The sequence below is a fragment of the Micromonospora sp. NPDC005291 genome (assembly GCF_040607415.1).
Classification (GTDB): domain Bacteria; phylum Actinomycetota; class Actinomycetes; order Mycobacteriales; family Micromonosporaceae; genus Micromonospora.
In genome coordinates this window covers 26,145-41,523 of the sequence record NZ_JBEXGR010000019.1, presented here as the reverse complement: position 1 = coordinate 41,523, position 15,379 = coordinate 26,145, and the positions used below count along the sequence as shown (strand labels likewise).

The 15,379-nt window shown below is 69.9% G+C and carries 14 protein-coding genes; 6 read left to right on the top strand and 8 right to left on the bottom strand.

Annotated elements, in window-relative coordinates; all coding sequences use genetic code 11:
* Nucleotides 1-74 precede the first annotated feature (74 nt).
* On the top strand, nt 75-863 hold the full coding sequence (locus tag ABZT18_RS23435) for a hypothetical protein (protein ID WP_354994645.1): 789 nt from the start codon (nt 75-77) through the stop codon (nt 861-863).
* An 83-nt stretch (nt 864-946) separates the two neighbouring features.
* On the top strand, nt 947-1,486 hold the full coding sequence (locus tag ABZT18_RS23430) for a nitroreductase family protein (protein WP_354994646.1): 540 nt from the start codon (nt 947-949) through the stop codon (nt 1,484-1,486).
* A gap of 5 nt (nt 1,487-1,491) precedes the next feature.
* On the opposite strand, the gene ABZT18_RS23425 is transcribed toward ABZT18_RS23430, so the two are convergent.
* Nucleotides 1,492-2,478 (bottom strand): DUF5937 family protein, encoded by a 987-nt coding sequence (locus tag ABZT18_RS23425; protein ID WP_354994647.1) that lies wholly within the window; start codon nt 2,476-2,478, stop codon nt 1,492-1,494.
* A 77-nt stretch (nt 2,479-2,555) separates the two neighbouring features.
* Here ABZT18_RS23425 and ABZT18_RS23420 point away from each other — a divergent pair, with 77 nt between their 5' ends.
* Together ABZT18_RS23420 and leuA are read left to right on the top strand one after the other, a co-directional pair.
* A complete protein-coding gene (locus ABZT18_RS23420; RefSeq protein WP_354994648.1) occupies nt 2,556-3,827 on the top strand; it encodes an MFS transporter in 1,272 nt (423 codons plus the stop codon).
* Between the two features lie 237 nt (nt 3,828-4,064).
* Nucleotides 4,065-5,816 (top strand): 2-isopropylmalate synthase, encoded by a 1,752-nt coding sequence (gene leuA, locus ABZT18_RS23415; protein WP_354994649.1) that lies wholly within the window; start codon nt 4,065-4,067, stop codon nt 5,814-5,816.
* 29 nt (nt 5,817-5,845) lie between these two features.
* On the opposite strand, the gene ABZT18_RS23410 is transcribed toward leuA, so the two are convergent.
* Nucleotides 5,846-7,339, bottom strand: a complete 1,494-nt coding sequence (locus tag ABZT18_RS23410; protein ID WP_354994650.1) for an MFS transporter — start codon at nt 7,337-7,339, stop codon at nt 5,846-5,848.
* 107 nt (nt 7,340-7,446) lie between these two features.
* Between ABZT18_RS23410 and ABZT18_RS23405 the strand changes: the two genes are divergently transcribed.
* The gene (locus ABZT18_RS23405; RefSeq protein WP_354994651.1) at nt 7,447-8,088 is read left to right on the top strand and encodes an HNH endonuclease family protein; all 642 of its coding nucleotides are present in this window, start codon (nt 7,447-7,449) and stop codon (nt 8,086-8,088) included.
* Nucleotides 8,085-8,477, top strand: coding sequence for a hypothetical protein (locus ABZT18_RS23400; protein ID WP_354994652.1), 393 nt, complete (start codon nt 8,085-8,087; stop codon nt 8,475-8,477). Before ABZT18_RS23405 ends, ABZT18_RS23400 begins: the two co-directional genes overlap by 4 nt.
* A 64-nt stretch (nt 8,478-8,541) precedes the next feature.
* Here ABZT18_RS23400 and ABZT18_RS23395 read toward each other — a convergent pair whose 3' ends face one another.
* The 6 genes from ABZT18_RS23395 to recR all read right to left on the bottom strand — a co-directional run bounded on the left by ABZT18_RS23395 (nt 8,542) and on the right by recR (nt 15,379).
* Entirely contained in the window at nt 8,542-9,642 is a 1,101-nt protein-coding gene (locus tag ABZT18_RS23395; RefSeq protein ID WP_354994653.1) for an oligopeptide/dipeptide ABC transporter ATP-binding protein, read from the bottom strand.
* Entirely contained in the window at nt 9,639-10,625 is a 987-nt protein-coding gene (locus tag ABZT18_RS23390; RefSeq protein WP_354994654.1) for an ABC transporter ATP-binding protein, read from the bottom strand. Before ABZT18_RS23390 ends, ABZT18_RS23395 begins: the two co-directional genes overlap by 4 nt.
* 112 nt (nt 10,626-10,737) lie before the next feature.
* The gene (locus ABZT18_RS23385; RefSeq protein ID WP_354994699.1) at nt 10,738-11,697 is read right to left on the bottom strand and encodes an ABC transporter permease; all 960 of its coding nucleotides are present in this window, start codon (nt 11,695-11,697) and stop codon (nt 10,738-10,740) included.
* 65 nt (nt 11,698-11,762) lie between these two features.
* On the bottom strand, nt 11,763-12,770 hold the full coding sequence (locus ABZT18_RS23380; protein ID WP_354994655.1) for an ABC transporter permease: 1,008 nt from the start codon (nt 12,768-12,770) through the stop codon (nt 11,763-11,765).
* Nucleotides 12,771-12,868: 98 nt separating this feature from the next.
* The gene (locus ABZT18_RS23375) at nt 12,869-14,542 is read right to left on the bottom strand and encodes an ABC transporter substrate-binding protein (protein ID WP_354994656.1); all 1,674 of its coding nucleotides are present in this window, start codon (nt 14,540-14,542) and stop codon (nt 12,869-12,871) included.
* A gap of 243 nt (nt 14,543-14,785) precedes the next feature.
* Nucleotides 14,786-15,379, bottom strand: coding sequence for a recombination mediator RecR (gene recR, locus ABZT18_RS23370; RefSeq protein WP_354994657.1), 594 nt, complete (start codon nt 15,377-15,379; stop codon nt 14,786-14,788).

Sequence of the window (15,379 nt, the reverse complement as noted above, 5' to 3'; positions counted from 1 at the left end):
GCCCTTCCGACACGCCGGGACGAGCCGGTACGCGCCGGCCCCCACCAACCGCTCGCACCCACCAGAATGGGCCGGTGCCCGTCCTCATCCGCCCGGCCGGCCGCGTGCTCGGGCCGCTCGTGTTCGCCCTGTCAGCTTTCCTGGTCGCCTGCACCAGTGAGCAGCCTCCGGCCCCGCCGCCCGCCGATCCGGGGCCGGTCGAGGTGGATGCCGCGCGGGACGAGCTGGCCGCCCTGGCCGCGGCTGCCCAGGACCGCCACATGGTGACGCAGTACGTGTACAGCCGGGCGGGTCAACCGGACCGCACCATCGTGTTCACCAGCGCGAACGACGGCAGTTGGCGGGTCGACGTGCCGGGTGGCGCGTTGGGTGGCACCGCCGACGTCTCGATGGCTGCCACGACGGACGGGCTGTTCCAGTGCGCCCTGCCGTCGGCCGGTCGACCGGAGGCGGCGAGCTGCGTACGCCTCGGTGAGCGCGACGACGCGATCCCACGCCGGTCGGACCCCCGGGTCCAGCATCCGCTCACCGACTGGCTGGATGTGCTCACCGACCGACGGGCACCGTTGGCGGTGGCCCCGGCCAGCCCGCCTGAGGGCCTCACCGGCACCTGCTACTCGGTGGACTCCACCTCGGCGTCGCTCAACGCCCCGCTGGATGTGGGCATCTACTGCTACGACCGGGACGGCACGCCGACCGGCGTCCGGACCGGAGCCGGGACGTTGAGGTTGGCCGCCCCGCCCGGCCCGGCGCCGGCCACCGTGCAGCTCGCTGGCCCGGTGGTGGTCGACCGGGACCCGCTCGACACCGCGGCGCCACCGTCCCCTGATCCGTCGGACAGCCCGGGCGCGGGAACGCCCTGATCTTCGTCCCGTTGCGGGTGCTCTTGCCCACATTTGGCGGGGCCGCCCTGAGCCGCGAATCACCCATACAGGACGATTCCCCTATGGCCGATCTCACCCCACTCCTCGCCTACCGCTGGAGCCCGCTGGCGTTCGACCCCACCGCGGAGCTGAGCGCCGCGGAGGCGGCCTCCCTGTTGGAGGCGGCCCGCTGGGCACCGTCGCTGGGCAACCGCCAACCGTGGCGATTCACCCTCGGTCACCGTGACGACGAGACCTGGAAGCGGATCCTGGTCAACCTGCCCGAGCACGACCAGCGCTGGGCACACCGCGCCGCCGCACTGCTGCTCGCCGCACACATCGACATCGACGCCGCCTCGGCCGACGGAGTCGCGTACGACCTGGGCCAGGCGGTCGCCCACCTCACCGTGCAGGCCACTGCGCTCGGGCTGCACGTACGGCAGGTGCTGACCGTGGACCGCGCCGGGCTCGCCGTTGACCTGCACCTTCCCACCGACGTGCGGCCGTACGCGGTGATCGCCGTCGGGCAGCTCGGCGACCCGCTCAGCCTGCCGGCCGACCTCGTCGCCGAGGAGACCGGCCTGCGCTGCCGCCGCCCCCTGGCCGAACTCCTTCTCGCCTGATCGGGTCACCCGCCCCGGCTGGCCCCGAGCAGAACCTTCGCGGCGTCGGTGTTGCGATAGAGGACGTGCCGACCCTGGCGGGACCGGGAGACGAGGCCCGCGGCGTGCAGCGCGGCCAGGTGCTGGGAGACGTTTCCGGCGGACATCCCGGTGAGTCGGGCCAGGTCGGTGGTGGTCGCCGCAGTGCCGAGCAGGTGCAGCAGCGCGGCCCGGCCGGGGCCGATCACCCGTGTCAGCGGGTCGCCGGGCGGCGTCGCGGTCGCCTCCCAGAGCGTCCCGACGGCCCGGACCGGGTACGCCCCGGCCGGCAGCGAATCCTCCAGCAGGTTCCACAGCACGTGCCGCTCAGTGAACACCGTCGGGTTCAGCGCCAGCCCACGACCGCGGAGGTCGAAGTCCCGCTCGAACGTGTCGTCGCTGATCACCCGGTCGCCATGCCAGCGCAGGCTCGGGTGGAGCTGCTCGAAGAACCGACCGGCGCCGCTCTCGGCGAGTTGGGTGGCCCGGTACGCCACGTCGGCGTCGAGCAGCGCCCGCATCCGCGGCCAGTCCGGGGCGATCGCCTCGTCGTACCAGACCCGCACCGCGTCGACGACCTGCGGCAGCAGCCCGCCGGGGTCGGCGAGCAGCGCCTGCCCGAACGGGCTCAGCGGTCGTTGCGAGGTGGTAGCCAGCAGGTCCTGGACCACCACGGCCGGCGGCGTCGCGGCGATCTGGTCGAGCTGCTCGGCCATCTCCACGTTCGGTCGGGCAGCCGGGGTGAGGAAGTCGGGCAGCCAGCGACCCGGCACGACCAACCCCACCAGAGGTCGGACCCGATCGGCCACCTCGGGACGACGCAACGTCACCCGGGCCCGGTCGATCCAGGGCAGGTGCACGGCGTAGCGGATCGGGTTGGCCAGCGCCCACATGCTCATGACCGTCTCGTTGGCCGGCGACACGGCGAGCCGCACTCCCGCCACGTCGGCCAGACTGAACCGCAACTCGGACACGCGCACCCCCGACGCAGGATTCGATCCAGCCTAAAAGAGTCGCCCAATGCCATGGGGGCACGGTTCACTCACCGGCCATGGGGGCCAGAGAAACCATCCGCACCGCCGTCCGAAACGTCGTACCGCCGGCCGGGTTGACCCGCGCGCTGGCCGTGCAGGCCATGGTCGGCGCCGTCGGCAGCGGCCTGTTCCACGCCGGCAGCGCCGTCTTCTTCACCCGGGCGCTGGGGCTCAGCGCCGCCCAGGTCGGGCTGGGCCTGTCCATCGCGGCAGGAGTGTCGCTGCTCGGCACGGTGCCGCTGGGCGGGCTCACCGACCGGTACGGGCCGCAGCGGGTCTGGGTGGTCGGGCTGGTGCTGAACGCGGCGCTCTTCGCGACGTACCCGTTCGTGGGCGGCTTCGCGAGCTTCCTCGCCGTGGTGGTGGCGCTGGCGGCGGTGGACGCGTCGACCGGCGTGGCCAGGCAGGTCTACTCGATCAACGCGCTCCCCCCGGCCGAACGGGTCACGGCGATGGCGTACCAGCGTTCGTCGTTGAACGTCGGCTTCGGGCTGGGTGCGGTGATCAGCGGCCTGGTGCTGGCGGTGGACACGATCGAGGCGTACCGGGGAATGGTCTGGTTCATCTCGGCGGTCTTCCTGGTCACGGCGCTCTTCGTACGACGACTGCCCCCACTACCGCAGGTGACCCGACCGGTGGAGCCGATGGGTCGGCTCGCCGTACTGCGGGACCGGCCGTTCATGGCGGTGTCCCTGCTGTCCGGGCTGCTCACCTCGCACGGGGTGCTCTACCTGACGGTCATGCCGCTCTGGATCCTCACCCACACCGACGCCCCGAAGACGGTGATCGCCGGGCTGGTGCTGCTCAACACGGTCCTGATCGTGCTGCTCCAGGTACGCGTCAGCCGGGGTGCCGACACCGCCGCGGGCGCGGCGCGGGCCTCCCGCCGTGGGGGCCTGCTGATCGCCCTGTCCTGTCTGGTCCTGCCGATCTCCGGGGTCACCCGGGGCCCGCTCACCGTGGTGGTGCTGGTGGCCGCCGCGACGGTGCTGATCCTGGCCGAGCTGATCGAGTCGGCGGGCACCTGGGGGCTCACCGCCACCCTTCCGCCGGACGATCAGCGCGGCGCGTACGTGGGGGCGCTGCGGCTCGGCGAGCAGGTGCAGTACCTGATCGCCCCGGCGGGGCTGACCGCGCTCGGTGTGACCACCGGCGGGTGGGGCTGGTACCCGACGGCGGCGATCTTCGTCCTGGTCGGGCTGGCGATCGTGCCCGTGGTGGCCTGGGCCGAACGGACGCCACGGCTGGGTGCCGCAGCCCAGGAGCAGACCATGACTCCGGTCCCATAGTCCGGACCTACCTACCCACCCCCCGTTCCATCACGTAGGGTGACCTGGTCATGTGGCAGGCGCTCCTTCTCCTTAGCCGCCGCGACGAGGCCTGACCGGCCGGCACCTCGTCGCGGAGTTGCATCGCGCCGTCCAGCACATCCGAACTTCTTCTCGGCACCGCCGCGCACCGTCGCCCGGCAGCTCGCCGACACCTTCCGATCTGCTGACGCCACATGTTCCAGGGAGCACTCTGAGATGGCTCAACCTGTCACCGACGCCGAGACCGATCCGATCGCCCGGCAGCGCCCGAGCCGGATGCCGTACCACCGCTACCAGCCCTACCAGGAGCCGTTCCGGGTCGACCTGCACGACCGCACCTGGCCCACCCGGCACGTCGACGCCGCCCCACGCTGGTGCGCGGTGGATCTCCGCGACGGCAACCAGGCGCTGATCGACCCGATGTCGCCCGAGCGCAAGCGCCGGATGTTCCAGCTGCTGGTCCAGATGGGCTACAAGGAGATCGAGGTCGGCTTCCCGTCGGCCAGCCAGACCGACTTCGACTTCGTCCGGCAGCTCATCGAACAGGACATGATCCCGGACGACGTCACCATCCAGGTGCTGACCCAGTGCCGGGAGCACCTGATCGACCGGACGTTCGAGTCGCTGCGCGGTGCGAAGCGCGCGATCGTGCACTTCTACAACTCGACCTCCACACTCCAGCGGCGGGTCGTCTTCGGCCTCGACCGGGACGGCATCGCCGACATCGCCACCACCGGCGCGCGGCTCTGCCAGAAGTACGCGGAGATCCACACCCCGGACACCGACATCTACTACGAGTACTCGCCGGAGTCGTACACGGGCACCGAGCTGGAGTACGCGCTGGAGGTCTGCTCCCGGGTGATCGACGTGATCGACCCGACGCCCGACCGGCCGCTGATCATCAACCTGCCGGCCACCGTCGAGATGGCCACGCCCAACGTGTACGCCGACTCGATCGAGTGGATGCACCGGCACCTGCCCCGCCGGGACAGCCTGGTGCTGAGCCTGCACCCGCACAACGACCGGGGCACCGGGGTGGCCGCCGCCGAGCTGGGCCTGCTCGCGGGCGCGGACCGCATCGAGGGCTGCCTGTTCGGCAACGGCGAGCGCACCGGCAACGTGGACCTGGTGACACTGGGGCTCAACCTGTTCTCCCAGGGCATCGACCCGATGATCGACTTCTCGAACATCGACGAGGTCCGGCGGGCCGTCGAGTACTGCAACCAACTGCCGGTGCACGAGCGCCACCCGTACGCGGGCGACCTGGTCTACACCGCCTTCTCCGGCTCCCACCAGGACGCCATCAAGAAGGGCTTCGACGCCCTCGCCGCCGACGCGAAGGCGGCCGGCGTACCGGTGGACGAGCAGACCTGGGCCGTTCCGTACCTGCCGATCGACCCGAAGGACCTGGGCCGCACCTACGAGGCGGTCATCCGGGTCAACTCGCAGTCCGGCAAGGGCGGCGTCGCGTACATCATGAAGAGCGAGCACCAACTGGACCTGCCGCGCCGGCTCCAGATCGAGTTCTCCGGTGTCGTGCAGCAGGTCACCGATCACGACGGTGGCGAGGTCGACCCGGGCACCATGTGGGAGATCTTCGCGACGCACTACCTGCTCGACCACCAGCCCGACCCGGCGGTCCGGCTGGCCAGCTACACGATCGGCACCACCGACGGCAAGGTCGAGATCGAGGCCCGCGTCGGCGTGGGCGCCGAGCAGCGCTCGCTCGCCGCGGTCGGCAACGGCCCGATCGACGCGTACGTCAACGCACTCCAGTCGGTCGGGGTGGGCGTCCGGGTGCTCGACTACCACGAGCACGCGCTCTCCTCCGGCGGGGACGCGCAGGCCGCCGCGTACGTGGAGTGCGAGGTGGACGGGCGGACGGTCTGGGGTGTCGGCACCGACGCCAACATCGTCACCGCCTCGATCAAGGCGGTCACCAGCGCCGTCAACCGCGCCCGCCGCTGACCTACGCACCGCACCCCCGAAGTGGTTCCCTACTTCGGGGGTGTGGCGGCGGGCAGTGAGTGGCAGGGCTGTGACGGCGGGGCTTCCCGGGGCGGTCGGTGGACCAGCACGAGGGCCAGCACCGCGCCGGCCACGAGCAGCCCGGCGCACCATTCCATCGCGCCCCGGAACGCGTCGGTCAGCTCCGCCTTCTGCTCGTACCCGCCGCCGGAGAGGCCGACCAGCAGCGGCAGCGCAGCCACCGCGAGCAGACCGCCGGCGCGGGACGCGGCGTTGTTGAAGCCGCTGGCCACCCCGGAGAACCGGTCCTGCACCGCGGCCAGCACCGAGGCGGTCAGCGGCGCCACGACCAGGGTCAGCCCGATGCCGAAGAGCAGCACCCCGGGCAGCACGTCCCGCCAGTACGACGCGCCCGGGCCGACGCCGCGCAGCAGCAGCAGACCGACAGCGGCCACCACCGGCCCGACGGTCAACGGCAGCCGCGGACCGATCCGCGCCGACAGCGCGCCCGCGCGGGCCGACCCGATCAACAGCAGCAGGGTCATCGGCAGCAACGCGATGCCGGTGCGAAAGGCCGACCACTCGACCACGTTCTGCAGGTAGACGGCGAAGAAGAAGGTGAAGCCACCGAGCGCCGCGTAGACGACCACGGTGAAGATGTTGAGCACCGAGAAGAGCCGGCTGCCGAACAGCCCGGTGGGCAGCATCGCGGCGTCGCCACGCCGCCGTTCCAGCAGGACGAAGGACACCGCGGACAGCACCCCGACCAGCGCCGCGATCAGCACCGGCGCCGAGTCGTAGCCGCGCGCCGGCGCGTCGATCAGGGCGTACGTGACGCCGGCGAGCGCGAGCGCCCCGAGCAGGGCTCCTCCGATGTCGAACCGGCGTCGGGTCCGACCCGGCCCTTCGGTTCGGGAGGCGCTCTCGTCCCGACTCTCCGGCACCCAGCGCATCGTGGCCAGCACCACCAGCACGGCGATCGGCAGGTTGAGGAAGAAGATCCAGCGCCAGGACAGCGCGTCGATGAGCCAACCCCCGATGAACGGGCCCAGCGCGGTGGACACCCCGGACAGCCCGGCCCAGGCGCCGATCGCCCGACCCCGATCGTCCGGGTGAAAACTGGCCTGGAGCACGGACAGCGAACCGGGGGTGAGCAGCGCGCCGCCCGCGCCCTGCAGGAACCGGGCCGCGATCAGCCAACCGGTGCCCTGGGCCAGCCCGCACAGCACGGAGGCGGCGGTGAACCAGACCACGCCGATGAGGAAGATGCGTCGCCGACCGAAGCGGTCCCCGAGTGCGCCGCCGAGCAGCACGAACGCCGCCAACATCAGCAGGTAGCCGTTGATGGTCCACTGGAGATCGGACACGTTCGCGCCGAGGTTCTGCCCGAGCTTCGGCAGCGCCACGTTGACGACCGTGCTGTCCAGGAAGACCATGCCGGAGGCGAGTACGGCGGCGAGCAGCGTCCCCCGGCCGGCGGCGGTGCCCATCCGGAGGGCAGACGCCGGTACGGGTGCGGTCATCCCACCAATCTGCCCTGCATCATGTGGGAGACGCCACGAATTGCCAAAACCATCCCCGGGTACTGTGCGCAATCGCCGGGAGACCGCAAGCTGGAGAGGTGTCGTCTGTGCGTACCAGATCAGGACCGCGAGTGGCGGTGGCCGCGTTCGCCGCGGCGCTGGCGCTCGGCGTGGCCGGTTGCGTCCCGCAGGACGAGCCGGACACTCCGCCGCCGAGTGACGGCGGCAACGCCGTGGAGCAGTTGGGCCAACTCACCGTCGCCGCCGCCGGCTCGATGAAGGGCTACAGCCGCGACCACTTCCCGCACTGGCGGGACACTGGCAAGAACTGCGATGTGCGGGACAGCATTTTGCAGCGCGACGGCAAGGACGTGAAACTCTCCGGCTGCAACGTGGTCGGCGGTCGCTGGGAGAGCGTCTACGACGGTCGCAGCGCCACCGATCCCTCCGACGTGGACATCGATCACATGGTGCCGTTGGCCAACGCGTGGCGCTCCGGTGCCGACGAGTGGGACGATGCGAAGCGGGGGGACTTCGCCAACGACACCACCCGCCCGCAGCTCTTCGCGGTTTCGGCGTCCTCCAACCGGTCAAAGGGTGACCAGGACCCGTCTCAGTGGAAGCCGGCGAACCGGTCGTACTGGTGCCAGTACGCCGAGAACTGGGTGACGGTCAAGCACTACTGGCGGCTGACGGTGACCAGTGCGGAGAAAGCCGCCCTGGCGGACATGTTGGGGGGCTGCTCATGAGCGAAGAAGCCGCGACGGGCGCCGGGGCGACCGGTGACACCGGCCCGGCCACTGCCGGCATGACCGCGGACGGCACGGCCGAGACCCCGGCCGCCGTTCCGGGGGCCGGCATGGTCGCGGATTCGGGCGGCGCGGGTGGCGCGCAGAGCCGCACCACCGACATCGTGCCCGGTCCTGGCGGCGTGATGACCGATGAGGTTGGCGTCGTCACCGGCGACCTGACCCTGCGCACCGAGTACGCGGACGGCAAGGTCACCCTGCGGGTGCAGTACAAGGACGCGGACGAGTGGTACGCGGTGACCGGCGCGTCGGTCGCGCTGGCCGACCCGGCCGGTCTGGACGCGGTGCACGGTGTCGCGGTGGGCCTGCTGAACCGCCCCGAGGGCTGACCCGCAGGCCGGAGCCCGTCGAGCGGTCAGGGGCCGTCCTGTGACAGGACGGCCCCTGCCGACGTTACGGGGTCGGGATCAACTCTCCCGGCGGGTCGATCGGGCCGGTGCCCTCGGTCGGGCGGACCAGCTCCACCTCAACCTCGTGCGGCCGGATCCGGCCGGCGGCGATGTCCTCGGCGAAGTGGCAGGCGACCCGGTGCCCGCCGACCACGTCGCGTAGCGCCGGCCGCTCGTCCGCGCAGCGGGTCTGCTGCGCCCACGGACACCGGGTGTGGAAGCGGCACCCCGGCGGCGGGTTGGTCGGCGAGGGCAGGTCGCCAGCGAGCAGGATCCGCTCCCGGCGGTCCTCCACCAGCGGGTCCGGCACCGGCACCGCGGACATCAACGCCCGGGTGTACGGGTGCATCGGCTCGCGGTACAGGTCGTCGCTGGACGCCTCCTCGACCAGCCCACCGAGGTACATCACACCCACCGTGTCGGCGATGTGCCGGACCACCGCCAGGTCGTGGGCGATGATCAGGTACGTCAGGCCGCGCTCGTTCTGCAGGTCCTCCAAGAGGTTGAGCACCTGAGCCTGGATCGACACGTCCAGCGCGGAGACCGGCTCGTCGGCGACGATCAGCTCCGGATTGAGCACCAGCGCTCGGGCGATGCCGATCCGCTGACGCTGGCCGCCGGAGAACTCGTGCGGGTATTTGCCCAGCGCCGACGAGGGCAGACCAACCGCCTCCAGCGTCTCGCGCAGCCGCCGGTTCGTCTCGGCCTTGTCGCCGGCAAGCCCGTGGGCCTTGAGCCCCTCCACCAGCAGCGACTCCACCGACTGTCGGGGGTCGAGGCTGGAGAGCGGATCCTGGAAGATCATCTGCATCCGGCGACGGGCCTGCCGCATCGCCTCGCCCTTGAGCGAGCGGACGTCGATGCCGTCGAAGATGATTTCGCCGTCGGTGGGTTCGACCAGCCGTAGCAGGCCACGGCCCAGCGTCGACTTGCCGCACCCCGACTCGCCGACCAGGCCGTACGTCTCGCCCTTGCGGATGCTCAGCGACACGCCGTCCACCGCGTAGACGTACCCGACGGTGCGGTCGAAGAGCAGGCCACTCTTGATCGGGAAGTGGACCTTGATGTCACGCAGTTCGACCAGAGGTCCGGTCTGTTCGGTCATCGGACCGCCACCTCCTCGGGGACGGGGTTGTTGCAGCGGAGGTCGCCGCCGGTAGCGGTGGGTTCGAGCGGCGGAGGCCCTTCGAGGCAGGCATCCACGACGTTGTCGCAGCGCGGCGCGAACGCGCACCCCTCGACCCACGGGATGTTGTCGGAGACCGACCCACGGATCGCGTGCAGCCGCTCGCCCCGTGGCGAGTCGAGCCGAGGCACCGAGTTGAGCAGCCCGTGCGTGTACGGGTGCCGGGCGTGCGCGAACAGATCGTGCCGTCGCGCCCGCTCGACCACCTTGCCGCCGTAGAGCACGTTGACCGTGTCGCAGAGCCCGGCCACCACACCCAGATCGTGCGTGATCATGACGAGCGCGGTCCCGGTCTCGTCCACCAACTGCTTGAGCAGAGCGAGGATCTGCGCCTGGATGGTCACGTCGAGCGCGGTGGTCGGCTCGTCGGCGATCAGCAGCCGGGGCTTGCACGCCAGCGCGATGGCGATCAGCGCGCGCTGGCGCATTCCGCCCGAGATCTGGTGCGGGTACTCCGTGAGCCGCCGCTGCGGGTCGGGAATTCCGACCGCGTCGAGCAGCTCCCGCGCCTCCCGCAGCGCCTGCTTACGGTCACGGCCCTGGTGGCGCTCCAGCACCTCGGCGACCTGGATCCCGATCGGAATGACCGGATTCAGTGAGGAGAGCGGGTCCTGGAAGATCATGCTGATCTCCCGACCGCGCCGGTCGCGCATGTCGTCCGGCCGCAGCTTCAGCAGGTCGGTGCCCTCGAAGAGCACCTCCCCGGTGACCTTGTTGCCGCGCTTGGGCAGCAGGCCCATGATGGCGAGGCTGGTCACGCTCTTGCCGCAGCCGGACTCGCCGACCAGGCCGACCGTCTGCCCCGGCTCCACCGTAAAGCTGACCTTGTCGACGGCGGTGAAGGGCCGCTCGCCGCGTCGCTGGAAAACCACGTTCAGGTCACGGACGTCGAGCAGGCTCATCGCGTCACTTCCTCACTGCTTTGGTCCTTCGCTCGCGACTGCGGGGCTCGCAAGCTCACTCCTCGCGCTCGCCCGAGGCAGGGTCCGACCGTGCTGGTTGCGCGCACCGTCGTCACCGCCGGTTCTTCGGGTCGATCGCCTCGCGCATCGCCTCACCCAGCAGGGTGAAGCCGAGCGCGACCACGATGATCGCGAGCGCCGGGTAGTACGCCAACTCCGGGCGGACCTCGAAATAGCGCTGACCGTCCACGCCGAGCATCAGGCCCCACTCGGCCCGGTTGATATCCGGGTCACCGAGGCCCAGGAAGGAGAGCGCCGCAGCGTCCAGGATGGCCACCGCGAAGGTCAGGGTGGCCTGCACGATCACCGCGGTCAGCGAGTTGGGCAACATGTGCCGCAGCACGATGTTGCGCTCCTTCACACCGAGCGCGCGGGCGGCGAGCACGTGGTCGCTCTCCCGCTGAGCCAGCATCGAGCCGCGCAGCAGCCGGGCGAAGATCGGCACGTTCACGATGGCCACCGCGAAGATGACCGTCCACTGGGTCGACCGGCTGGCCATCGCGACCAGGGTGATCGCGAGCAGCAGGCTCGGCAGGGCCAGCATCACGTCGGTGAGACGCATCAGAACCACGTCGACCCAGCCGCCGAACGCACCGGCGATCGCGCCGATCAGCACGCCGAGCGCGAGACCGATGAGGGTGGCGAGCACGCCGACGAAGAGCGTCTGTCGCGCGCCGTAGATCATGCGGGACAGGAAGTCCCGGCCGAGCGGATCGCCGCCGAACGGGAACGCACTGCTGGCACCCGGAATGGTGTCCACGGTGAGGTTCTTCGTCAGCTCCTCGAAGCGCTGCGCCGGGTCGTGTGGCGCGATCAGCGGAGCGAAGATCGCCACCAGGATGAACAGCCCCACGATGCCGGCCCCGACGATGGCGACCGGGTTGCGCCGCAGCCGGCGCACCGCGTCCCGGACGAGGCTCACCCCGCCCCGATCGGCCGCACTCGCCTGTGCCAGCTCGTCCAGCCGTGCCTTCTTGCGGTCGCCGAGCAGGCCGATGCTGCGCTCGCTCATACCGGGGCGTGGTTTGTCGTCCCCGGGGCGTGGAGCCGGCGTGCCGGCCTGGGTGATCGGGTCACTCATCGCACACGCACCCTCGGGTCGATGAAGGCGTAGGAGAGGTCGACCAGCAGGTTGACCATCACGAAGACCAACGCGGCCAGCAGGATGATCGCCTGGAGCACCGGGTAGTCCCGGCCGCCGCTGATCGAGTCGGTGATCAGCGTGCCGATGCCGCCCCAGTTGTAGACCTTCTCGGTGAGCACCGCGCCGGAGAGCAGCGCGCCGGTCTGCAGCCCGATGGTGGTGACCACCGGCAGCAACGCGTTGCGCATGATGTGCCGACCTCGGATGGTGCGGTGCCGCAGGCCCTTCGCCTCGGCGGTCCGCACGTAGTCCTCGTTGAGGACGTCGAGCACGCTGGCCCGGGTGATCCGCACGATCACGGCCAGAGGGATGGTGGCGAGCGTGATCGCCGGCAGGATCAGATGCCACAGCGCGTCCGCGCTGGCGTCGAACTCCCGGGTGAGCAGGCCGTCGAGCACGAAGAAGCCGGTGATGTTGGTGTTTTCCAGACCGGTGGTGAGCCGCCCGGAAGGCGGGAACCAGTGGATGTTCTGCGTGAAGACGTCCTTGAGCAGGTAGCCCAGGAAGAAGATCGGGATCGAGATACCGAGCAGCGTGCCAGCGATGGTGAGGTTGTCCGGCCACCGTCCACGCCAGCGGGCGGCGAGATAGCCGAGCGGCACCCCGAGGCCGACAGCGATGATCATCGCGGCGAGGGCCAGCTCGATGGTGGCCGGGAAGGCGCGGCTGATGACCTCGGTGACCGGGTCACCGGTCCGAATCGAGTTACCGAAGTCGCCGGTCAGCACCCGTTGCATGAACTTGCCGTACTGCACCATGATCGGCTGGTCGTAGCCGAGCGCCTTAATCAACAGCGCGCGACGCTCGGGCGTGGCCCGCTCGCCGAGCAGCGCCTCGACCGGCCCACCGGGCAGGTTCCGCAGCCAGATGAAGATCAGCGCCGACAACGCTATAAGGGTCACCACCAGCTGCAGCAGCCGGCGGACTATGACTCGCAACATCTCTCACACACCAGACTCTCGATGATCGCGGAATCGGCCCGGACCGGGAAGGAGCCCCGGACCGGGCCGATCACGCCTACGGCATCAGCCGACGGACGTCACTTGCTGACGCTGACCGTGTTGAACCGCTCGTCGGTCAGCGGGCTGGCCACCAGGCCCTTGACATCCTTGGTGACGACGATCGCCGGCGGCGCGTGCCAGACCGGCACAGCCGGCAGCCACTTCGCGGCGATGTCCCGGTTGACCTGCTCCCAGGCCGCCTTCTTGCCCGCCTCGTCGACGGTGGCGTCGGCCTTCTCGATGGCGTCGAACATCTCGCTCATCGACTGGTCGCCGAACTCGGCCTTGGCGCGACCGAAGAACGTGCCGACGAAGTTGCCCGGGTCGTTGTAGTCACCGGTCCAGCCGAGGATGTGCAGGTCGTGCTTGCCGAACTGCTGCACGTCGTCCTTGAAGCCACCGTTCCACGGGCGAGGCACACCGTTGACCTTGATGCCCACGGCCTGCAGGTCGTTGGCGAGGACGGTGAAGATCTCCTGCGGGTTCGGCATGTACGGCCGGGAGACGTCCGGCGGGTAGTAGAAGTTCAGCGTCAGACCCTCGGCGCCGGCCTCCTTGAGCAGCTGCTTGGCCTTGTCCGGGTTGTACTCGTACTTCTGCACGTCCGGGGCGTAGCCGAGCACGGTGTCCGGCAGGAACTCGTCGGCGACCTTGGCGCCACCCGGGCCCTTGGTCTGCACCAGCTGCTGACGGTTGAGCGCGTAGGCGATCGCCTGACGCACCCGCAGGTCCTTCAGCTTCGGGTTCTTCTGGTTGATGCCCAGGTAGAGGATGTTGAAGGCCGGACGGTTGACGACCTGGAAGCCCTCACTCTCGAGCGCCTTGCGGTCGGCCGGGGCCGGGAAGTCGATGCCCTGGACGGTGCCGGCACGGAGCTCCTGCTTGCGGGTGCTCTCGTCCTTGATGACCTTGATGATCATCTTGTCCACCTTGGCCTTGTCGCCAAAGTAGTCCGGGTTGCGGTTCAGGGTGATCTCGTTCTTGGCCTTGTCCCAGCCACCGAAGGTGAACGGGCCGGTGCCGACCGGGTTGGTGGTGGCGAAGGCGCTGTACTCGAACGAGTCGCCGTTCTGCTTCACCGTGTCGGAGTCGTACTTCTTCAGGGCTTCCGGGCTGGCGATCGAGAGCGACGTCAGCGCGAAGGCACCCGGGAAGGCACCCTTGTACTTGTTCAGGGTCAGGACGGCGGTCCCGTCGTCCTTGGCCTCGCACTTGTTGTAGATCGACTCGCCGGCGCCCTCGGCCTCGTTCTTCGCGAACCCGCCGAAGGTGTCCATGTAGTAGATCATCTGGGACTGGGCGGCAGCGCCCTTCATGTTGTACCAACGGTCGAAGTTGAAGCAGACCGCAGCGGCGTTGAACGGCGTACCGTCGTGGAACTTCACGCCCTGGCGGAGCTTGAACGTCCAGACCTTGCCGGCCGGGTCGTGCTCCCAGCTCTCGGCCAGACCGCCCTGAAGGTCGGCGGTACCCGGCTTGTGGCTCACCAGGGTGTCGAACATCTGCCGGACTGGCCGGAACGACTCACCGTCATCGTTGAAGATGGGATCGAAGTTCTTCGGGTCACCGGCACCCGCGAAGATGAAGGTGCCGCCAGTCTTGGCCTCGCCACTGTCACCGTCGCGCTCGCTCTCCGCGCAGCCGGCCGCGCCGACCGCCAGAGCGGCAACGGCCGCGATGGCCACAGCCGTTTTAAGCCTTCTCGCCTGCATCTCTCACCTCTGTCATGCGCATGACCACCCGAGTTGTGGCTCGGTCCGTGTGCGGGAGGCTATGACATGTCACACGTGAAGCGGAACGGGCGTTAGGCAATCGCTATCAAGCCGACACCTTGCGCCGGGGTCTGACAGTCGACGGCACGGCGAATGCATAGGGCGACACATCGATCCACACGGGGTCGGATGCCGCGACGGGGTGGCACCGTCGATGACGGCACCACCCCCGCAGGTACGTGCTCAGACCGCCCGGCGGCCCTCGAAGGCCCGGCCCAGGGTGATCTCGTCGGCGTACTCCAGGTCGCCACCGACCGGCAGCCCGCTGGCCAGCCGGGTCACCGCGATGCCCATCGGCTTCACCATGAGCGCCAGGTAGGTGGCAGTCGCCTCGCCCTCGGTGTTCGGGTCGGTGGCCAGGATCAGCTCACGCACCGTGCCCTGGCCGAGCCGGATCATCAGCTCCCGGATGCGCAGATTGTCCGGACCGATCCCCTCCAGCGGATTGATCGCCCCGCCCAGCACGTGGTACCGGCCGCGGAACTCACCGGTCCGCTCGACGGCCACCACGTCCTTGGGTTCCTCCACCACACACAGCACCTCGTCGGTGCGGCGCTGGTCGCGGCAGATCCGGCACTGCTCGGACTCGGCCACGTTGTAACAGGTCGTGCAGAACCGCACCAGCTCCTTGACCTTGCGCAGCGCGCCGGCCAGCCGGTTGACGTCGGCCGGATCCGCCGACAGCACATGGAACGCGATCCGCTGAGCGCTCTTCGGACCCACGCCCGGCAGACGACCCAGCTCGTCGATCAGATCCTGGATGGCACCTTCGTACAT

Coding starts and splice junctions, on each gene's coding strand:
- ABZT18_RS23430 (WP_354994646.1), top strand. CDS start 947: ATGGCCGATCTCACCCCACTCCTCGCCTACCGCTGGAGCCCGCTGGCG.
- ABZT18_RS23420 (WP_354994648.1), top strand. CDS start 2,556: ATGGGGGCCAGAGAAACCATCCGCACCGCCGTCCGAAACGTCGTACCG.
- leuA (WP_354994649.1), top strand. CDS start 4,065: ATGGCTCAACCTGTCACCGACGCCGAGACCGATCCGATCGCCCGGCAG.
- ABZT18_RS23410 (WP_354994650.1), bottom strand. CDS start 7,339: ATGACCGCACCCGTACCGGCGTCTGCCCTCCGGATGGGCACCGCCGCC.
- ABZT18_RS23400 (WP_354994652.1), top strand. CDS start 8,085: ATGAGCGAAGAAGCCGCGACGGGCGCCGGGGCGACCGGTGACACCGGC.
- ABZT18_RS23395 (WP_354994653.1), bottom strand. CDS start 9,642: ATGACCGAACAGACCGGACCTCTGGTCGAACTGCGTGACATCAAGGTC.
- ABZT18_RS23390 (WP_354994654.1), bottom strand. CDS start 10,625: ATGAGCCTGCTCGACGTCCGTGACCTGAACGTGGTTTTCCAGCGACGC.
- ABZT18_RS23385 (WP_354994699.1), bottom strand. CDS start 11,697: ATGAGCGAGCGCAGCATCGGCCTGCTCGGCGACCGCAAGAAGGCACGG.
- ABZT18_RS23380 (WP_354994655.1), bottom strand. CDS start 12,770: ATGTTGCGAGTCATAGTCCGCCGGCTGCTGCAGCTGGTGGTGACCCTT.
- ABZT18_RS23375 (WP_354994656.1), bottom strand. CDS start 14,542: ATGCAGGCGAGAAGGCTTAAAACGGCTGTGGCCATCGCGGCCGTTGCC.
- recR (WP_354994657.1), bottom strand. CDS start 15,379: ATGTACGAAGGTGCCATCCAGGATCTGATCGACGAGCTGGGTCGTCTG.